Origin of the sequence: Bacillus thuringiensis, from assembly GCF_001182785.1 — a bacterium.
In the GTDB taxonomy this organism is placed as follows: Bacteria; Bacillota; Bacilli; order Bacillales; family Bacillaceae_G; genus Bacillus_A; species Bacillus_A thuringiensis_S.
This window is the reverse complement of sequence record NZ_CP012099.1, coordinates 3,466,622-3,485,800: the sequence shown is the minus strand read 5'-3', so window position 1 is coordinate 3,485,800 and position 19,179 is coordinate 3,466,622. Positions and strand designations below refer to the sequence as shown.

Sequence of the window (19,179 nt, the reverse complement as noted above, 5' to 3'; positions counted from 1 at the left end):
ATTATGTATATAATGTCACTAACGAAATTTTACTCTTATTAGTTAGGAGGAAACCACAACAGGAGGCGTAGTGAAGTCTATAGCCTAATTGTCAAAATGGTTTGAGGAGTGGATGTTTATTCGTGTACAAGAGGTAATTATAGAAGAGAGAAAGAGATACATGTTAATAGATAATGAAGGCATTCCTGTAATTGCTGTATTGAAGTATCTTAAGTATTTGGATGTTACAGGGAAAAGTAATAATACACAAAAGACGTACTGCTATGCATTAAAACAGTATTTTCTGTACTTACAAGAAACAGAAAAAGATTATAAGGATATAAGATTAGAGGATTTGGTGGAATTTGTGGGATGGCTTCGGAGCCCGTATGAGAGCAGCAAGACAATTTCCCTTCGACCTGTGAGGGCAAAGAGAACAGAAAAGACAGTAAACCTTACGGTCACTGCCATCATAAATTTCTATGATTATTTGTACAGAAACGAAGAATTACCCCATGATATGTATGGGAAATTGATGCGTCAAGGTTTTATAGGTGGGGGAAAGCGGTACAAGAGTTTCCTTCATCACATTAATAAGGGTAAACCATCTATACAGAATGTATTAAAGTTAAAGGAACCTCGTAAGAGAGTGAAAACACTCACGAAAGAACAGGTGCAACAAGTTTTAACGGCAACAACGAATATACGGGACACTTTCCTAATTCAACTTTTGTTTGAGACAGGATTAAGGATTGGAGAAGTTCTTTCTTTATTTTTGGAGGATTTCAAGTTTAATCATAAAAAAGGACATCGTATTCGTTTGAGGGATCGTGGAGAATTGGAGAATGGTGCAAAACTGAAAACAGGTGAACGGGAAATCTTTGTGTCACAAAACCTTATGGATCTATACGACGACTACTTGTACGAAATTATTGACGAATTGGATTTTGAAGCCCAATTTGTGTTCGTCAAACTACGTGGTAAGAACATGGGAAAACCGATGACATATGGTGATGTAGAATCTTTATTTAAACGATTACGAAAAAAAACAGGGCTTAACATACATCCTCACCTATTTCGTCATACACATGCGACAATGTACTATCAAGAGACAAAGGATATCAAACAGGTGCAAGAGCGTTTAGGGCATTCCCATATCCAAACAACCATGAGTCTGTATCTTCATCCATCTGAGGAAGATATCCGTAAGGATTGGGAAAAAGCGCAGGATGTATTTCGAATTCAACAATAGAACGGTGGGAGAAAATGAAACAAATTTATCAAATGGAGGACGAGCAATTTGAATTTCACGAGCGGTTGCAACAAGAGCTGTCGAGTTATCCAGTAAATATTATAGAAATAAATGGCTCTGTTGATATCCAATATGTAAAGAATCCTTATTTTTTGACTCATGACATTTGGCATACTAGTTTTTTGGAAACAATCCCTCAATTTCAGAAGTTGGTGGAGGAACATAGTGGAAGGCAGCATGTGCGTTTTCAAATTGATAGTGCCACTGTTAATTTGGAAATAAAATATGTGTGGTTTCACAAATTATTTAAGGAGGAATGGAGAATAAGTAGCTTATTTAGTGGATACGCAACGTATTTACAAAAATTAACATCGTTTCTCAACGAGAAATATCCTAATCTTCATTCACTTCTTAACTTAGACATTGATCAAGCTGAACGGGAGTGGTGTTTCTGGTTAGAACAGCACGGTCTTCCAACACAAAGAAAGAAATTTCTTGTAACATATGGTACTTACACTCATAAATCATCCTTAGCAGTTTTTTTACGAACGATTTATTCCAATTTATTTAAGATGACAGACATCCGTGAAGAATGGGAGAAAGATAGATGGGATGTGCGGGAGTTACATAACAAGTATGGAATTCCCTATAACAAAAGTAGGGCTGGGTACTTTATTGATTTCAACAAATTTGAACAAGTGAATATACGCCAATCTATTAAACGGTATATCAAACACCGCTTAATTAATAAGAGTCTTGCGTGGGGGACAGCGCAAATATATCTATCACATTTACCAAGATTCATATCTCTTATACTTTCTTTAGAACCTTCATGGACAAATTTAAAAGGATTAAAACGTTCACATATGGAACAGTACATTCAATGTTTAAATGGATACGCTAGAAATAATTTAAGTCGGAAAAATTCTAACGCTGAAAACTATATATCAGGGACACTGAACTATTTAGGGAAGTTTTTGGAAGACATCCAACGATATGAATACGATATTGCTCCTGAAACCCATGTGCGATTGTTACTTTTTCCGGAGGATAAACCGAAACGTAAAAAGAAATCTTTTGATCAAATTAATTATATTCCTGACTTTGTATTAGAACAACTCTTTACACATATAAACGATTTACATAGGGAGGTTATCCCTGTTGTATGGGTGGCTTATAAAACTGGATTACGGATTTCAGATGTATTGGGACTCACATCTAATTGTTTGGAACGATTGAATGGAAAATACTCCATTGTAACAGATATCGAAAAAACCTATGTACAAGGACATCGAATTCCAATTGATGAAGAATTAGCGGGCATCTTGGCTGTTCTCATTCAACGTTCTAAAGAGAACAGTAACCAAGAGAATAACCCTGAGGGTTATATTTTTGTTCATTATCTGGGCGCTCGAAAAGGAAAACCTTATGAACAACAATCTTTCAATAAATTTTTGAATATTCTGGCTCATAAGAAGAAAATTGTAGATGAAACTGGAAAGATATTCCACTTCAAAGCTCGCCAATTCCGTCATACCTACGCTATCAAAATGTTAAATGGTGGCGCAGATATTCTAACTGTACAGGAGCTTTTAGCACATGCGTCGCCTGAAATGACCTTGCAGTATGCCAAACTGTTGGACGATACAAAGCGAAAAGCATTTGAATCAGTTATCAGCCAAGGTGTGTTTAGTTTTGATTTAAATGGAGAGGTGCAAGAAGTGAAAGCGGGTGAAGATATTCCAAAGGACATTTTGCATACTCTTTGGCAGAATCATAAGCTGAATGCTATGGACAATCCGTATGGGACGTGTCACGCTCGATTGAAAGGGAGTTGCCCTCATATGGAAGCACCTCCTTGTCTTACATGTAATGGTGGGAGTCCGTGTAAGGACTTGGCAATCGGTTTCTCAGAATATGATATACAAAAATATATGCTTCATGTAAAAACAACATCTAAATCCATTGAGGTTGCAAAACAGCACGGTAGGGACGATGTGGTGGAAAAACAAGAGAGAAATCTACAACGTTATCATGACATTTTAATAAATATCAGTGAGGGTAATGTTATTTTCGGAAGGCAAGAAAGGATGAAAAGAAAGTCAGGTGTGGAAAAATGACTAATTATAATCGTAGAGAACAACTGAAAGCAATCCATGCATCAAGAAAGGCAGGCACCACTCAAAAAGTTGATGACGCTATTCGAAGGCTCTTGCGAGCTAATCAAAACATCAATTTTAACAGTGTAGCAAGCGAGGCTGGTGTGGCCAAGGCTACACTATATAACAACCAGGAACTCCGTAATCGAATTGAATCATTACGTCAACAACAAGCTCAAGATCTCACTCCAAAACAGATGAAGCGGGAGAGAAATGAAAACAATAAAGATGCGATCATTGCTTCCTTGAAACGAAAGATTAAGAGATTAGAAGAAGAGAAAAAACAATTGCGTGAGCAATTGAAGATGGCTTATGCGGATGTATATAGACATATGTGAGGATAGAATAATTTTTGTAGAAATTAGTAAAGAATTTGAATAAAGTTGGGAGTAATAAAGTTTTTAGGGATTTGATACATTTGTTTGTTATACTTTTCCAAATGTAAAAATTCACATGTTAAGATTTGATATATAATACAATCAATCCGTGGTTAGAGTGTTTGCTCCGATTCAAATTATGAGATAGTTTATTTTAATTTTTTTACATTATCTAAAAAAGAACTTGTAGAGATTTCTACAAGTTCTTTTTGCTTTTCTTATTGTATTTAAAAGAGAAAATTGAAACCATCATTTTACTTATCATTGTGTTATGATACCATCTTTGACTAATTCCTGTGCGAATTCCATTAAAATTTCTTTCATATTTTCGCTAGTTTGAGAAATTTCTTCGATCACTCCCTTATCATTCTTTTCATCGTAATTTATAAATGAAAAATCAAACCATTTACTCTCATTCTGTCTATTATTTATTAACAATTGAAGCACGTCTTCTTGTTGAAATATCATTTTTTCAAATTCATACAATCTCATCAATTTGACGTTAGAGCATAGATATTTATATTCTTCGCTGCCATGAACAATTTTTAGCTTTTCCGCAGCCCTAGTCATTATGTTTTCTCTTAGAATATAACTATCCTCGTTTAAAATAACAGCTCCAAAGATGTTTTTTTTTCAAGAAGTCAACTTTTACATTGAACGGGTAATACTCGTTATGAAAACGCTCAGTTATTTGCTCGTAAACTTGAATGACAGCATCAATCATCCGATTAACCGTATATTCTACGTCCTCATCATTTAGATTCCTTAAAGAAACCCGTGGACTCATGCTTTTACTATCTAACATTAGACATTTATCACCTTCTCTAATCATTATATCTAATGTACGTTTAGTATTTCGTTTATGCTTATATGAGTATTCAGCTATAACCTCATCAAAACATTCGGATAAACCGCATATGTGTAAAAGATAGCTCTCAAGAACCTCTTTTCCAAGCAGTTCGCGAAGTTTATTATTCCCTTCTGTTAATCTAAACAAAAGGGAAGATGTAACAGATTGCATAATAAGGTGAGGCAATGGCAAAAAAGTCTCCTGATTGTAAGAAATGAAAGGAAATTGATAAAAATATTTAAAGCCATAAATATATTGAGTAATGTCATGTATTATCTTTTCTTGAAGGGCTACATAATCAGCTCGTTCAATAAGAAGATGCTGAATTACATCCCTGTACTTTCTGATTACGTAATCATAGATATCTGTTTTTAAAGATTTATTGATTTCTCTTGAGAAAAGACTATGAATAATAAAACCAAATTTTTTAAATTCCTCGTAACTACATCCAAATTTTTCAATAAATTTTTGCTTCATATTCACATTTTCATTCTCAAAATTGAAGAGATATGAATGTCTGTAAATCTTAATACCTATATCTTCTTGAATTTGAATTTGATTTAACCCTGTGACAATCATAAAATAATCTAAAAATCTGTTGTTATCTTGGGAAATTTCTAATTTTGGAGGAAGATAATCCTTGATTGCATTAATTATTTTAGCAAACTGTTTCCTTTCTTTTACGTCATCAAATCTACGGTCAGAATATTCCCCAATTGTTATAACAGAAAACAAAGCAAATGTCTCTAAATCCCACGGCGATGCTTTACCAGGCCATTCACTAATAGGGATTAAACCATTAATAGACATGAGCTCCTTCGAATGTTCTTGACAAACTTTCATTTTCTCCTTAAAACCATATCGTTTTAACACTACTGGTATTCTCTCAAAATCCAAATGGTTACCTCCTAAGTGGTTTTGAATATATCCGTATAATAGCATAAAATCCACATTATAAAATCACCATTATGACAGATAACAGTTACAAGTAAAAACACAAAAAACAACTCATAGTCAATTTTATTTACAATATAAAGAAATAATGATATGCTCATAACAACTTAATTGTGTCGGAGTTGTCTAAGGTCTAAGGAGTAAGAATATGCCGAAAGATAATTCTGCAAGACTCATTGCTTGCCTTAAAAGGCGGGTGATAACATGCTTAAATTAACAATAAAAAAGAGTTTCGATGAATTTGAATTTAATTTTCAATGTAATTTTGATAAGGTTATTTCTGCATTTGTTGGAATCTCTACAGTATTAGAATTTATTCAACATTTGAGCATGTAGAAAACTGTGGCAATAGCCACAGTTTTTTTATTTATAATTTCACAGCTGTACCATTAATATAAAAAAAAAAATTAAAAGTGGATTTTCTACAACCCAAGTTACATCAAAATTTACTACAATATGCCACAAGCACCTAAGCTACAACTGGATACACCGAAAGATGACGTTATAGATGTTGGGTTTAAGCCTCACATTTGTGAGTTGAACAAACAAGGCGAAAAATTGTCCCCAATTTTAGAAGGAGTGTAATAAATGTTTAACAACAGGGAAATGATTGAAAAGTCCAAGATAATAATGGTATATAGTGATTTGTTTCAAACTAATAAATGGAAAAAAGAAGACATTATTAGTATCATAAAATCTTTGGGATTAAAAAAATCTCTTATCTTAGTTTCTCAATTTAGTACAATGGATTATAAGCAAAGTATGATACTTAAAAATGAATATCTAATATCCTTTAATAAATATATTTCAGCCGAAAAGTTAAAAGAGGCAAAAAGCCAATATATATTTAGTCCACAAAGCTTATTAAATTTATATAAATGGTTGTTATCATATGGAGAACTAAATGATGAGGCTCTTACTCCAATTGAGGGGAAAGATATCTTACAATTACTTCATTTGGAATTAATTACGGCGGATTATCTAGATGAAAAAGACTTAAATCTTTCAACATATCTTCTTCAAAATTTATTTTTTAGTAAGAAAAGAGATATGGGAAATGATATTTTAAGAGCTTTTTATATTTATACAGAGTTATCTAAAAAAGAGGAACTATATGATAAAAATGAATTCGTTGATTTTAATACTGATTTTGAGAAAAGGTATGGATATACAATAAAAGAATATTTGGCTGTCTGTTTTGGGCTATATACAACTATGAAGAAAGATAAGATTGAATTGTCAATCTCATGGGCAAATGAAATTGACAATTATTTTAGCAATTCATTATTAAAGGATGTAGCTCCTAAGGTTATAGACGATTTAATGACTGATATAAGTAGTTTATGTACATGGTCAAAAAAAACTATCGATAATCAGTGGGATTATAGTGCTTTTTTGAATCGCCCTTTACTAGAAGTTGAGAAAGGAAAGTTTATTGCGTTTAATAAAGACGGATTAGAAAATGCAATATACATGGGTTTGTTCCATAAGATAAGAGAATGTTATCCTAAAGAAGATACAAAATTTATTAGTTTTTTAGGAAGACCTTTTGAAAAATATGTAGAGATTTTAGTTGAAAAATCTATCTCACAAGCAAAAATTCCTTATCAATTGATTCCAGAATTTGTTTACGAAAAAAATGGAAATAAACGTTCATCAGATCTATATATTAAAGAGGGAAACAATTTAATAATTATTGAGGTGAAGAATGCAAAACCAACTGTAAAGACAACATACCAGGGAGATGAGGAAAGTATAAATAGAGACTTGCAAAAATTATTTATATCGCCGCTTTTACAAGCAGACAAGGCTTATAAGGCAATATTAAATTCAAATTTTAGAGAAGTATTTGATGGGGTTACTAATATATATATAATTACTTTGAATAATGAAAATATCCCTCCTGTTTGGAGCTTGTACGATAAGGTGTATAAAGAAGTCGATGGGAAGTTACATCCAAATGTCCGAGGCTTTTTTAATTTTAGTATAGATGAATTTGAGGTGTTTTGTAACTTAATTACAAGAAGAAGACCAATTTTTAGAGTTTTAAATCATCTAGTAAGCTTAAAAAACATATCGCCGTTAATTGATATGCTTAGAAGCTCTAGTATGCCTGTTAAAAGAACTGAGTGGCTGCATTTACAATTAAAGGAAAGTTTATCTCAAATAATAAACATGAATTTTAAAATGAAAGATGGCAAAGGTTTATAGATATGGATATGATACCTAAATAAAAATTAATACAAAAACTCCCTTATTATAGGGAGTCTTTTTGTATTAATTTTCAATTATATTATTATTATCAATATACATCAAAAGGTACACCTTTTGATATGATTCTAATTAAAATCATACTTCAATCAAATAAATTACATTTATATATATTAAATTGGGCACAAATCATTCTTTTCCGGTTTAATGATAGAAATCCCCAAACATATTAGACATATATAATATGTTTGGGGAGGTATTTTAAAACGTTTTTTACAAATTTGGTCTTGATAAGTAGGAACTAGTTTTCTACTTTTTGAGGAATATAAACATTACTACCAGGCTTCGCTTTCATTTCGTTCCAAGCAGCAATCGCATCAGCTTTTGCTTTCCCTTTATTATTTGGATCTTCGAAAAAGTCACGAGTAAAGCGATTGTATTCAAATTGTGCACCGATAGTTGTTTTGTATGTAGGTTCTTTTTTTCGTTCGTTTTCTTCATGCCAAAAAGCTACCGCGTCTTCATATGTTTTTCCAACATTCTCTTTGAAAAATTTTTGAAGAGCTACTGTAAAGCGGAAGTTTGTTCCGATTTTTTCTTTGAAAAAAGCACGAACATCTTCGCTACAGCGGTGATTTTTAGTAATAATCGTTTGAAGAGAAAGGTCTTTATAGGATAGGGAAGCTTTAGTAACCTTTTGAACAGAGCTGTTTTTTAATATTTTACCAGTAGTTAAATAATGTGAGATACGCTCGGTTATCTCGATCTTAGAGCCACTAGCTGGAAAATCATGTTCACGACAAAATGTTTGCAGTTCTGCTTTTAACCAATAATAGTTTTGGAAATCTTCAAGTGATATAGACTTAGTTAAAGGTGGACGCATGAATATAACAACTTCTTTCTTCCATAATTTCCTTTAATTATAAAACGTATGTTCTTTTTGTGGAAGGATTAATTTGTAAATTTAATAGGGAAGGAGATTATATATGGAAAATGTAATGCAAGTTCGAGTTACGGGAATTTTAATTGAAGATGAAAAAGTATTGCTAGTAAAGCAAAGAGTTGCTAATAGAAATTGGTCTTTACCTGGAGGAAGGGTAGAGAACGGTGAAACGTTAGAAGAAGCAATGATTCGAGAAATGATAGAAGAAACAGGGTTAGAAGTTAAAATTAAGAAGCTACTCTATGTTTGTGATAAACCGGATGCCAGTCCATCTTTACTACATATTACATTTCTACTTGAAAAGATTACAGGGGAAATTACGTTACCCTCAAATGAATTTGATCATAATCCGATTCATGATGTACAAATGGTGCCGATTAAAGATTTAAGTCATTATGGTTTTTCGGAAACTTTTATAACTCTTATAAGTGAAGGTTTTTCAAATGCAGGGAGTTACCAAGGATTGAAACAAAATATTGGCCTGTAACTATAGGGGAAGGATAGCTATTAGCTATCCTTCCTAAAAATGTTTTACACCGCCGACTGTAAAGAAGAAACAAGCTGATTTAAAAATTCATCTCCGCTCATAATTGCTTTCCCGCCGCCACGGGCACTCTTTTTATTTCCGCCACCTTTTCCTTCAATTGGAGGAAGAGCATCTTTTAAAAGAGCATTCATATCAAGCGTTACAGTTTTTCCGCAAGCGAGAATACATTGTAATTTGTCCTCGTTTTCAATAACGAAATATGTAATTGCATGCTCTTGTTGTTCTGTAATAATAGCGGAAAGCTTTGCGATTTCTTGCATAGAACGATTTGTAAATACTTTAGAAATAAGTATGCCGGCATGTATTTCCGTAGGGTGTTGAAGTAGTTCATTTGCCTCTGCAAATAATAATTTTTCATTCATTGTTTGTATTGCTTTTTCGTTTTCTTTTTGAGAAGTAAGCAGTTGCGCCACTTTTGCTGGAATATCAGTTTCGCTACTGTTTAATTGTTTAGAAATATCTTTCATAATTTGTTGCTGTTGTCCCATTAATTTAAGTGTACGCCAACCAGCGATAAACGTTAAGCGTATACCACCTTTATTGCGCTCCCATCCTAGTACTTGAATAGGACCAACTTCACCAGTTCGTTTCGGATGCGTTCCACCACAGCCGTTGTAGTCAAAGTTTTCGATAATAACAACCCGTATATTTTCTGTCATAGTCGGTTCTTTACGAAGAGGCAACGTTTTCGCTTCTTCTAAGTCCATCCACAGAGTACGGATTGGATGGTTTTCAAAAACAATTTTGTTTGCAATTTGTATTGCTTTTTCAACCGTTTCTGCATGAAGATTTTCTGTTTCTAAATCAATTGTTACCGTTTCTTTACCAAGATGGAATCCAATCGTAGGTATGTTAAAATGATCCCAAAAAGCAGCAGATAAAATGTGCTGAGCTGCATGTTGCTGCATATAATCAAACCGGCGCTCCCAATTGATTTTACCTTCTACGTCTTCTGTGTGTAATTGTTCTGCAATGAAGTGGCGGATTTCTTCGTCGATTTCTTCAACATCAAATACAGCAATACCATTTAAAGTTCCAGTGTCGTGTGGTTGTCCGCCACCAGTCGGATAAAATGCGGTTTCGTTTAAAACAACGTATAAGTTACCGTCTTTATCATAATCTTGCTTTATAATTTTAGTAGTAAATTCTTGCTTATAAGCGTCAGTGTAATATAATTTGTGCTCCAATTTTCTTTCTCCTCTCGCATTAACTAGTTTCATTGTAAAGCAATTGAAATTAGTTTCCTAATATTTCAGAAGAAAGAAACTATTTTTAGAATTTTCTTGCTATAATAAGAAAAAGAAAATGCGGGGGTGGAATGAATATGTTATATGAAAACGGCGTAGATAAACTGCTTAGTTTAAGCAAAAATATTTCTGAACTGTATCGAGAATTAAATGAAATGACCCGGATTTTAACGGATTGTAATCGAGAAAGTGTTAAGTTTGATCGGTTATATGTAAAAGAGGTACTGTGGAAGAAAGAAGATGTAATAGAGAAATATGACCAGCTGCTTGTGCAACTTTGTATAAATGAATGCTTTGATCTAAAAAGTGTCATTACAGGCGAATATAAGTATACATATGAAGAAGTAGAGAACATCGTTTTACAATTTAATGAGAAGTATAATGTTGCAATATTAATTAAAGATGTTTGTAAAGAATTACAGTTTACATATGGCATAGATATGGATATAACGAGAACAACGAGGGTATCAACAGCTCAAGTATAAAAAGGGAAAAGAAAGCAGATCCTTTGCTTTCTTTTTTTTATGTAAGAATTGGGAGAGAAGGTTTGAAGATGAAGGGGAAGTTGCAAAATATTCATCCGTTAGGAATGACAATTATAATAGGGACTTTATTTGCGAGGTTTGCCACGTCAATGAGTATTCCTTTTTTAGCAATTTATTTAACGACTGTTAAAGGCGTATCAGCAGGAATGACGGGTGCTATTATCGGAACGAGTGCACTTGTTGGGGTGTTCGCTAGTTTTATTGGAGGGAATTTATCGGATCGATTTGGCCGAAATATGATTATAATATGCTCCATGATCGCTTGGGTGTTTGTATTTATAGGTTTTTCACTTGCAAATCATGTTTTAAGTTTCTTTTTATTAAATGCTTTGAATGGATTATGTAGGTCTTTTTTTGAACCGACGTCAAGAGCGTTATTATCAGATTTAACGAAACCAGAGTATCGTTTACTCGTGTATAATTTGCGTTACGGTGCAATCAATGTTGGCGTAGCGATTGGCCCACTTGTCGGATTACAGATTGGAAGCGCAAAATCTACAATTCCTTTTTTAGTAGCAGCTGGAGTGTACATTCTATATACAGCTATATTAGCATTCCAATTTAAGAAGTATCCAATTGAAAAAAAGAAAGTAAATACAGAAAAACCTGTCACAATGTTAAATGCAATTCGCATTTTGCGAAAGGATGTCGTATTTTTAGTTGCTTTAGTCGGTATTATTTTGAGTAATTGTGGTTTTTCTCACTTAACGACAACAGTATCTCAATATTTTGCAAATGCACATATATTTCAGGATGGAGTGAAATTATTTTCATATATGTTAGCTTTAAATGCGATTGTTGTAGTCGTAATTCAATACCCTGTTATTCAAATGTGTAAAAAGTATACACCGTTAGTATCCATTATGGTTGGAACTTTATTTGTGAGCGGAGGACTGTTTGGATTTGGAATAGCAGAATCTACGCTAGGTGCTGCCATTTGCACAATTATTTTTACAATTGGAGAAGTTCTCATGTTTTCAATGACGGATGTATTTATAGATGGTATAGCTGTTTCACATTTAAAAGGAACGTATTTTGGAGCAATGGGTTTTTCAGGAATTGGAGCAGTAATTGGTCCGTGGCTTGGGGGAGTACTTCTTGATTACTACGGGTACCAAAATGGATTTATTGTCTTTTCAGCGCTAGCTATATTTTCAACTGTAGCATTTCCTGTGCTTGTAGTTACAAAGGGTTTATTGAAAAAAAGAGATGATAGAAATTGTAATTTAGAATTACATGCGAAATAAAATAAGCCCCAGCAGACGACTGGGGCTTATTTTTGTATTCATCCCGCTATTTGTATTTGCGGGCAGTAAAACTCCTATTGATTAAAGTTTCACTTTATTTTAATTCTCAATTTGAAAAAGAACTTTTTTTTCATGTTTATTAGCAACTTCATTTTTCGAAATATGAATGGCTAAATATCCATTCTCTAAGCAGGCCAGCATCTTCTTGTAAATAATAGTAGCGGGTAAAGGAATGATCCGCTGCAAAGAACTATTATTATGAAGTATGCAAATATTTAGGCCTGTCTCCATCTTTTTAATAACTACATTTTGTTCGGATACATTTGGTACATCTGTTTCCAAAATATACTCTTGTTCAGTTTCACAAAGGTCAATATGAATTTGATTTGGGAAACTAAAGTTACTACAAGAATCGGAACAAAATTGATCCATCCATTCTTCGAAACCATCAACATGAAAAAGACAATCCTTCTTTTTCTTGCCCATGTAAGACACCCTCCGTAAAATCTCAATTCATACTATGTTATGCATGAATGAAGTAGGGGTGAAGAATAAATGGAAAAATATAAACATTGTATGTGGCAAAGGTAGCTAGTGTGAACCTTTTGTTTTACATATCATGATGTGCATGATTCTTTTGACGTGAATGGTTACGGTTTTTTACTTTATGAGATCCGCTTAATGGTTCAGGTTGTCCTTTTTTTTCTTTCGCTTCACGATTGTTTTTGCCCATTATATGTGACACCTCCTCTTTCTCTTTAGAATGAGAGAAGTTTGTAAATTTATACGGGAATGTTTTTAGAAAAAAAGGCAAAGATAAATAGGACTAACTATTATGGAAAGGGGATTATATAATGCCATATCATAAAGATAAGCAACAAGCCTTTCAAGCGGCACAGCAAGGAGTTACACAAGCAGAAAATGCATTTAATAATATTGTGAAAAATGACCCTAACTACGGTCATGATTTAAAAGAGTTACGCCAAGAGGTCCAGGAAGCATATGAACAAATTCAAAATGCACTAGAGGTAGCTTCAGAAACACAACGTCCACAACTTGAGCAATATGAAAATAATCTCCAAAATATAATGCGAAATGTAGATCAATTAGAAAAGTAAATAAGGTTGTTGTCTATTCGACAACCTTGCTGCTTTAGTGAACGTTATGTTAAAACAGAAAATTCTTTTAATAGTTTTTTCTTTATTATGCGCAGTACATATATTTCAAGTGGAAAAAGTGGAAGCGAAAATGTTGCTCAGAAAAGAGTTAGAACCAACTGGTTATGTAACATGGGAAGTACCTAATAATGAAAAAATCATTGCAATTACATTTGATGATGGGCCAGATCCAACGTATACACCACAAGTTTTAGATTTATTACGTCAATATAAGGCGGAAGCGACATTTTTTATGATTGGATTTCGAGTTCAGCGTAATCCATATTTAGTGAAGCAAGTGTTAAAAGAGGGACATGAAATTGGAAATCATACGATGAATCATTTGTACGCAAGTAATTCGTCAGATGAAAAATTAGAAAATGATATTTTAGATGGAAAGAAATTTTTTGAAAAATGGGTGAAAGAACCTTTGCTATTCCGTCCTCCTGGCGGATATATTAACGATGCTGTATTTAAAACAGCGAAAGAGGCTGGCTATCAAATTGTTCTATGGTCGTGGCATCAAGACCCACGTGATTGGGCAAATCCAGGGGTTGAATCCATTGTAAATCATGTAGTGAAAAATGCTAAAAGTGGCGATATTGTATTGTTACATGATGGAGGAAATGATCGTAGTCAAACGGTAGCAGCGCTAGCAAAAATTTTACCTGAGCTGAAAAAGCAGGGCTATCGATTTGTAACGGTTTCGGAATTACTACGTTATAAACATTAGAAAAAATCCCAAAAGGAAAATAGACCTTTTGGGATTTTTCTTTACTGGTTCTTTTTACGTTTCTTATTATTTTGTCGCTCTGCTGGAGTTAAAGGCTCGTTTGCAAATTCTTCATTGTAACCAGTTCCTTGTCCTTGTGCAGATGCAGTATTCATTCCTGAAATAGTATGATTTGCTTTTCTTTTACCCATTTTATTTCACCTCTATAATATTTTTTGTATGTTGAATGATGAGCAGTTCATAGTATGTATGAACTGTAAGTAAACCGCTAATAGAGCACTTTACTTTATGATAATAGTATTCATAAGGAGCATGAAAGCTATTCAAATTTAGAAACATAAAGAAAACTTATGATAATCTATAAGTTTCTTATTATTTACTTATTTAGAAAGTTGTAATAAGATATTATCGTAAGGTATTGAAAAGTTTGTCTACATTTTATATTCAGACAACTTAGTCACGTTTAACAGGGGGGAAACATAATGGTCAAACATAATCCATTTCAATCACGTGCAACTTTTGAAGTAGATGGAAAAACGTATCATTATTATGATTTGAAAGCGCTTGAAAATGCAGGGGTTGGCAACGTATCTCAATTACCATATTCCGTGAAAGTTTTACTTGAATCAGTACTTCGTCAAGTAGATGGACGTGTAATCACAGAAGAGCATGTTACAAATTTAGCGAAATGGGGAACGAAAGATGTGCAAGATATCGATGTTCCATTTAAACCATCTCGTGTAATTTTACAAGATTTCACTGGTGTTCCAGCTGTTGTTGATTTGGCTTCGCTTCGTAAAGCAATGGCAGACATGGGTGGGGATCCTGACAAAATTAATCCTGAAATTACTGTAGACCTTGTAATTGACCACTCTGTACAGGTTGATAGAGCGGGTACGGCAGACGCGCTTGCATTCAACATGGACTTAGAGTTTAAACGTAATGAAGAACGTTATAAATTTTTAAGCTGGGCACAAAAATCATTTGATAACTACCGTGCAGTTCCACCAGCTACAGGCATTGTACACCAAGTAAACCTTGAATATTTAGCACCAGTTGTTCATGCTGTGAAAAATGCTGAAGGTGACTTAGTTGCATACCCAGATTCATTAGTTGGAACAGACTCACATACAACAATGATTAACGGTATCGGCGTTCTTGGATGGGGCGTTGGTGGTATTGAAGCAGAAGCAGGAATGCTTGGACAGCCTTCATACTTCCCAGTACCTGAAGTAATCGGTGTGAAATTAACTGGCACACTTCCAAGTGGTACTACGGCAACAGACGTTGCATTAAAAGTAACACAAGTATTACGTCAAAAAGGTGTAGTTGGTAAATTTGTTGAGTTCTTCGGTAATGGACTAAAGAGTATGCCTTTAGCTGACCGTGCAACAATTTCAAATATGGCACCAGAATACGGCGCAACTTGTGGATTCTTCCCAATCGATGATATTTCATTAGAATACTTACGTTTAACAGGTAGAGATGAAGAGCAAATTCGTATTGTTGAAGAATACTGTAAAGCGAACGGTTTATTCTATACAGCAGACAGTAAAGATCCAATCTACACTGATCTTGTTGAAATTGATTTAAATACAATCGAATCTAACCTTTCTGGACCGAAACGCCCACAAGATTTAATTCCACTTTCAGATATGAAAGATGCGTTCCACAAAGCTGTATTAGCACCAGTTGGAACACAAGGGCTTGGATTTAATGAGCAAGAGTTCGATAAAGAAGTGAAGGTTACATTAGAAGATAAAGAAGTAACGATGAAAACAGGTGCAATTGCAATCGCTGCAATTACAAGCTGTACAAATACATCAAACCCATACGTATTAATTGGGGCAGGTCTAGTTGCGAAGAAAGCAATTGAAAAAGGACTTGTAGTACCTGAGTACGTAAAAACATCATTAGCACCAGGATCTAAAGTTGTTACTGAGTACTTAGATAAATCAGGTTTAACAACATATTTAGACCAATTAGGTTTCCAAACAGTTGGTTACGGCTGTACGACTTGTATCGGTAACTCTGGTCCATTAGCGTCAGAATTAGAAGAATCAATCGCAGCAAACGACTTACTAGTAACATCTGTTTTATCTGGTAACCGTAACTTTGAAGGTCGTATTCATCCTCTTGTAAAAGCAAACTACTTAGCATCACCACCACTTGTTGTGGCATATGCACTTGCAGGTACTGTTGATATTGACCTGAAAAATGATGAAATCGGTAAAGATGCAAATGGCAATGCTGTTTACTTCAACGATATTTGGCCATCAGCTAAAGAAATTGAAGATGTAGTTCAAAGTGTTGTTACATCTGAACTGTTCAAGAAAGAATATGCACAAGTATTTAACAGCAATGAGCGTTGGAATGAAATCCAAACTTCAAACGAAGCTTTATATACTTGGGATAATGATTCAACATACATTCAAAACCCACCATTCTTTGAAGGTTTATCTAAAGAGCCAGGTGAAGTTGAAACGTTATCAGGTTTACGCATAGTTGGTAAATTTGGTGATTCTGTAACGACAGACCACATTTCACCAGCAGGTTCAATTGGTAAGCACACACCAGCTGGACGCTACTTATTAGAAAACGGCGTACAACCAGTTGACTTTAATTCTTACGGTTCTCGTCGTGGTAACCATGAAGTTATGATGCGTGGTACATTTGCAAACATCCGTATTAAAAACCAAATCGCACCAGGCACAGAAGGCGGATATACAACATATTGGCCAACTGGTGAAGTAACATCTATCTATGATGCTGCTATGAAATATAAAGAAGATGGAACAGGTCTTCTAGTTGTTGCTGGTAAAGATTACGGTATGGGAAGTTCTCGTGACTGGGCTGCGAAAGGTACTAACTTATTAGGTATTAAAGCAGTAATCGCAGAAAGCTTCGAACGTATTCACCGCAGTAACTTAGTGTTAATGGGTGTATTACCACTTCAATTTAAAGATGGCGAAAGTGCTGAAACGTTAGGTCTTGTTGGTAACGAGTCATTTGAAATCCAAATTGACAAAACAGTTAGACCACGCGATCTTGTAAAAGTAGTTGCAACTGATTTAGATGGCAACGAAAAACAATTTGAAGTAGTAGCTCGTTTCGATAGTGAAGTTGAAATTGATTACTACCGTCACGGTGGTATTCTGCAAATGGTTCTTCGTGAGAAAATTGAAGAGTCAAAAGTGTCGAACTAAATAATTGAAATGAAAAATAAGGAAGCTAACAATAGTTAGCTTCCTTATTTTATGGAAAGGGATGAAACCATATGGTTTCATCCCTTTCTTTTTACTACGAAAAGTGGAGGGAACGTCATGAAAGAATATAAAAGAATATTGTTGCCGTTACGAAAAGAGAAAATATTAGTAATGGCAGCTGTATGTAGTGGGATAATTGCTGCCATTTTAAACTTATCACGCCCAATTTTCATGGGATTAATTGTAGACAATCTTATTCAAAGGGAGCTAAAAGGTGCGTATTTATATATAGCTTTGTTTGCGGGTATTCGCTTTTTAATGTGGACGAACAATCTTTTATTTGATTATATAAGCTCAAAAGCGAGTCAACGTATATCACAAACGAAACGTATAGAATTATTGCGTCACTATTTCTCATTACCGTTTGAAGAGAGCGAGAAGATTAAGCAAGGGGAGTTAGAAACTTTGGTCGTATCTGATATTCCGAACTGGGTCAGATTATATGGTTCTATATTAATAGAGTATATACATGCTATTGCCCAATTTATTGGAGCTTTCATAGCACTACAACATATAGATATACAGTTTATATTGTGGGTAACTCCGTTTTTATTTTTAAGTGCAATTGTTCCAATACTGATGGGAGAAAAGGTAAGGGATATTGCAAGCATTGCTCAAAAAAATCAATCGAGTGTTGTAGAGATGGTGTCACAGTTTGTAAAGGCTATACAAGATTTACGTAGTTTACAAAAAGAAAAATGGGCCATTCGCTTATTTAAAGGAGTAACGGCACAATCTTATAAATCGGAAGTAAAGAAGACGATGATGCAACATTGCATTGGAGTAGTTGGAACAGTGATTGAAACAGGAGCATATATCGTTGTTCTCATTGTAGGCGCACAAAAAATAATGAAAGGGGAAATGGAAGTTGGTTCACTCGTTGCAGTGTTAGCTACAATTGAAATGCTCTTTTTCCCAGTCCGTTACGTGGGCGATTTATTAATGATGACACAAGTTGCAGTCGCTTCGGCAAATAGAGTTTTTTCCTTTTTAGATAAAAGAATGGCAGATAGTAATGTAGAAAGAGCGATGGGGATGAGGATAACAAATGTTTCATTTCAGGAGAATGATAAAGAGAAATGCAGAATTCATAATATTGATTTGCAAATTCGTCCTGGTGAACTCGTTATTATTGTGGGAGAAAGCGGTGCAGGAAAAACAACGCTTTTAAAATTAATGACAGGTTTGTATAAACCATCTAACGGTAGTGTTGTTTATTATGGTCAAAAGGCTCGAATGACTACAGTGTGGCAAGAACCTCGTTTCTTTCGGACGACAGTAAAAGAGAATATGTATTTCCGGGAGGAGTATTTAGAAAACGAATTAGAAAAAAATATTGACCTTATAAATATGAAGCCGATAATTAGAGATTTACCTAAGGGGATTCAAACTGTACTACATAAAAGTGGAGAAGAGCTTTCGGGAGGAGAAAGAAAACGTCTTGCATTATTACGAGCAATTGGTTCAAATCCGAATCTTATTATTTTAGATGAACCGACTGCGGGGTTAGATCCGAGTAATCAAGAAACTGTTTGGAATATGATTGAAGGACTAGGAAGAGATGTAACGAGAATTGTGGCAACACATGATGTAGAGAAAGTGATACTAGCGGATCGTGTTGTCATAATGAGAGAAGGAAGTATTATTGCATGTGGAAGTCCTGAAAAATTAATAAATAGTCATTCATTTTGAAAGAGATGTGAATAAAGATA

Annotated in this window: 18 protein-coding genes; 11 read left to right on the top strand and 7 right to left on the bottom strand. The window is 34.2% G+C overall.

Translation table 11 applies throughout. The annotated features are described in order from the left end of the window. Nucleotides 1–118: 118 nt before the first annotated feature. The 3 genes from AC241_RS17840 to AC241_RS17830 are packed head-to-tail and all read left to right on the top strand — an operon-like array spanning nt 119 to nt 3,728. Nucleotides 119–1,231, top strand: coding sequence for a tyrosine-type recombinase/integrase (locus tag AC241_RS17840; protein WP_050844870.1), 1,113 nt, complete (start codon nt 119–121; stop codon nt 1,229–1,231). Nucleotides 1,232–1,245: 14 nt separating this feature from the next. Then, the gene (locus tag AC241_RS17835; RefSeq protein WP_050844412.1) at nt 1,246–3,351 is read left to right on the top strand and encodes a tyrosine-type recombinase/integrase; all 2,106 of its coding nucleotides are present in this window, start codon (nt 1,246–1,248) and stop codon (nt 3,349–3,351) included. Then, nucleotides 3,348–3,728: a DUF6262 family protein gene (locus tag AC241_RS17830; RefSeq protein ID WP_050844411.1), complete on the top strand. Its 381-nt coding sequence runs from the start codon at nt 3,348–3,350 to the stop codon at nt 3,726–3,728. The genes AC241_RS17835 and AC241_RS17830 overlap by 4 nt, the downstream gene beginning before the upstream one ends. A 300-nt stretch (nt 3,729–4,028) precedes the next feature. Here the strand turns inward: AC241_RS17830 and AC241_RS35235 are convergent, their stop codons facing one another. Both AC241_RS35235 and AC241_RS17825 read right to left on the bottom strand, forming a co-directional pair. Beyond that, nucleotides 4,029–4,337 (bottom strand): hypothetical protein, encoded by a 309-nt coding sequence (locus tag AC241_RS35235; RefSeq protein WP_230690606.1) that lies wholly within the window; start codon nt 4,335–4,337, stop codon nt 4,029–4,031. 22 nt (nt 4,338–4,359) lie between these two features. Beyond that, complete coding sequence (locus AC241_RS17825) at nt 4,360–5,514, bottom strand: hypothetical protein (RefSeq protein WP_230690605.1); 1,155 nt, start codon at nt 5,512–5,514, stop codon at nt 4,360–4,362. Nucleotides 5,515–6,159: 645 nt separating this feature from the next. Between AC241_RS17825 and AC241_RS17820 the strand changes: the two genes are divergently transcribed. Beyond that, nucleotides 6,160–7,782, top strand: a complete 1,623-nt coding sequence (locus AC241_RS17820) for a hypothetical protein (RefSeq protein ID WP_050844410.1) — start codon at nt 6,160–6,162, stop codon at nt 7,780–7,782. A 301-nt stretch (nt 7,783–8,083) separates the two neighbouring features. Here AC241_RS17820 and AC241_RS17815 read toward each other — a convergent pair whose 3' ends face one another. After that, nucleotides 8,084–8,665 (bottom strand): DUF6434 domain-containing protein, encoded by a 582-nt coding sequence (locus AC241_RS17815; RefSeq protein WP_043936429.1) that lies wholly within the window; start codon nt 8,663–8,665, stop codon nt 8,084–8,086. 103 nt (nt 8,666–8,768) lie between these two features. Here AC241_RS17815 and AC241_RS17810 point away from each other — a divergent pair, with 103 nt between their 5' ends. Continuing rightward, entirely contained in the window at nt 8,769–9,212 is a 444-nt protein-coding gene (locus AC241_RS17810; RefSeq protein WP_043936428.1) for an NUDIX hydrolase, read from the top strand. 44 nt (nt 9,213–9,256) lie between these two features. Here the strand turns inward: AC241_RS17810 and AC241_RS17805 are convergent, their stop codons facing one another. Then, complete coding sequence (locus AC241_RS17805; RefSeq protein WP_155417070.1) at nt 9,257–10,459, bottom strand: alanyl-tRNA editing protein; 1,203 nt, start codon at nt 10,457–10,459, stop codon at nt 9,257–9,259. Between the two features lie 137 nt (nt 10,460–10,596). On the opposite strand from AC241_RS17805, the gene AC241_RS17800 reads away from it, so the two are divergent. Further along, on the top strand, nt 10,597–11,004 hold the full coding sequence (locus AC241_RS17800; RefSeq protein ID WP_000965142.1) for a hypothetical protein: 408 nt from the start codon (nt 10,597–10,599) through the stop codon (nt 11,002–11,004). Nucleotides 11,005–11,072: 68 nt separating this feature from the next. After that, nucleotides 11,073–12,311, top strand: a complete 1,239-nt coding sequence (locus AC241_RS17795) for an MDR family MFS transporter (protein WP_043936426.1) — start codon at nt 11,073–11,075, stop codon at nt 12,309–12,311. Between the two features lie 99 nt (nt 12,312–12,410). Here the strand turns inward: AC241_RS17795 and AC241_RS17790 are convergent, their stop codons facing one another. After that, complete coding sequence (locus tag AC241_RS17790; protein ID WP_000516738.1) at nt 12,411–12,797, bottom strand: Hsp20/alpha crystallin family protein; 387 nt, start codon at nt 12,795–12,797, stop codon at nt 12,411–12,413. A 124-nt stretch (nt 12,798–12,921) separates the two neighbouring features. After that, nucleotides 12,922–13,044 carry a small acid-soluble spore protein P gene (locus tag AC241_RS17785; RefSeq protein ID WP_000517650.1) on the bottom strand — a complete coding sequence of 41 codons (123 nt, stop codon included), beginning with the start codon at nt 13,042–13,044 and terminating at the stop codon, nt 12,922–12,924. A 121-nt stretch (nt 13,045–13,165) separates the two neighbouring features. On the opposite strand from AC241_RS17785, the gene AC241_RS17780 reads away from it, so the two are divergent. Next, a complete protein-coding gene (locus tag AC241_RS17780) occupies nt 13,166–13,429 on the top strand; it encodes a hypothetical protein (RefSeq protein WP_001146295.1) in 264 nt (87 codons plus the stop codon). A gap of 46 nt (nt 13,430–13,475) precedes the next feature. Next, nucleotides 13,476–14,201 (top strand): polysaccharide deacetylase family sporulation protein PdaB, encoded by a 726-nt coding sequence (gene pdaB / locus AC241_RS17775; protein ID WP_043936425.1) that lies wholly within the window; start codon nt 13,476–13,478, stop codon nt 14,199–14,201. Between the two features lie 41 nt (nt 14,202–14,242). Here pdaB and sspO read toward each other — a convergent pair whose 3' ends face one another. Next, complete coding sequence (gene sspO, locus AC241_RS17770) at nt 14,243–14,392, bottom strand: small acid-soluble spore protein SspO (protein WP_016080671.1); 150 nt, start codon at nt 14,390–14,392, stop codon at nt 14,243–14,245. Nucleotides 14,393–14,683: 291 nt separating this feature from the next. Between sspO and acnA the strand changes: the two genes are divergently transcribed. Further along, nucleotides 14,684–17,407, top strand: coding sequence for an aconitate hydratase AcnA (gene acnA, locus AC241_RS17765; RefSeq protein ID WP_050844409.1), 2,724 nt, complete (start codon nt 14,684–14,686; stop codon nt 17,405–17,407). Nucleotides 17,408–17,524: 117 nt separating this feature from the next. Continuing rightward, a complete protein-coding gene (locus tag AC241_RS17760; RefSeq protein WP_050844408.1) occupies nt 17,525–19,159 on the top strand; it encodes an ABC transporter ATP-binding protein in 1,635 nt (544 codons plus the stop codon). Nucleotides 19,160–19,179 lie beyond the last annotated feature (20 nt).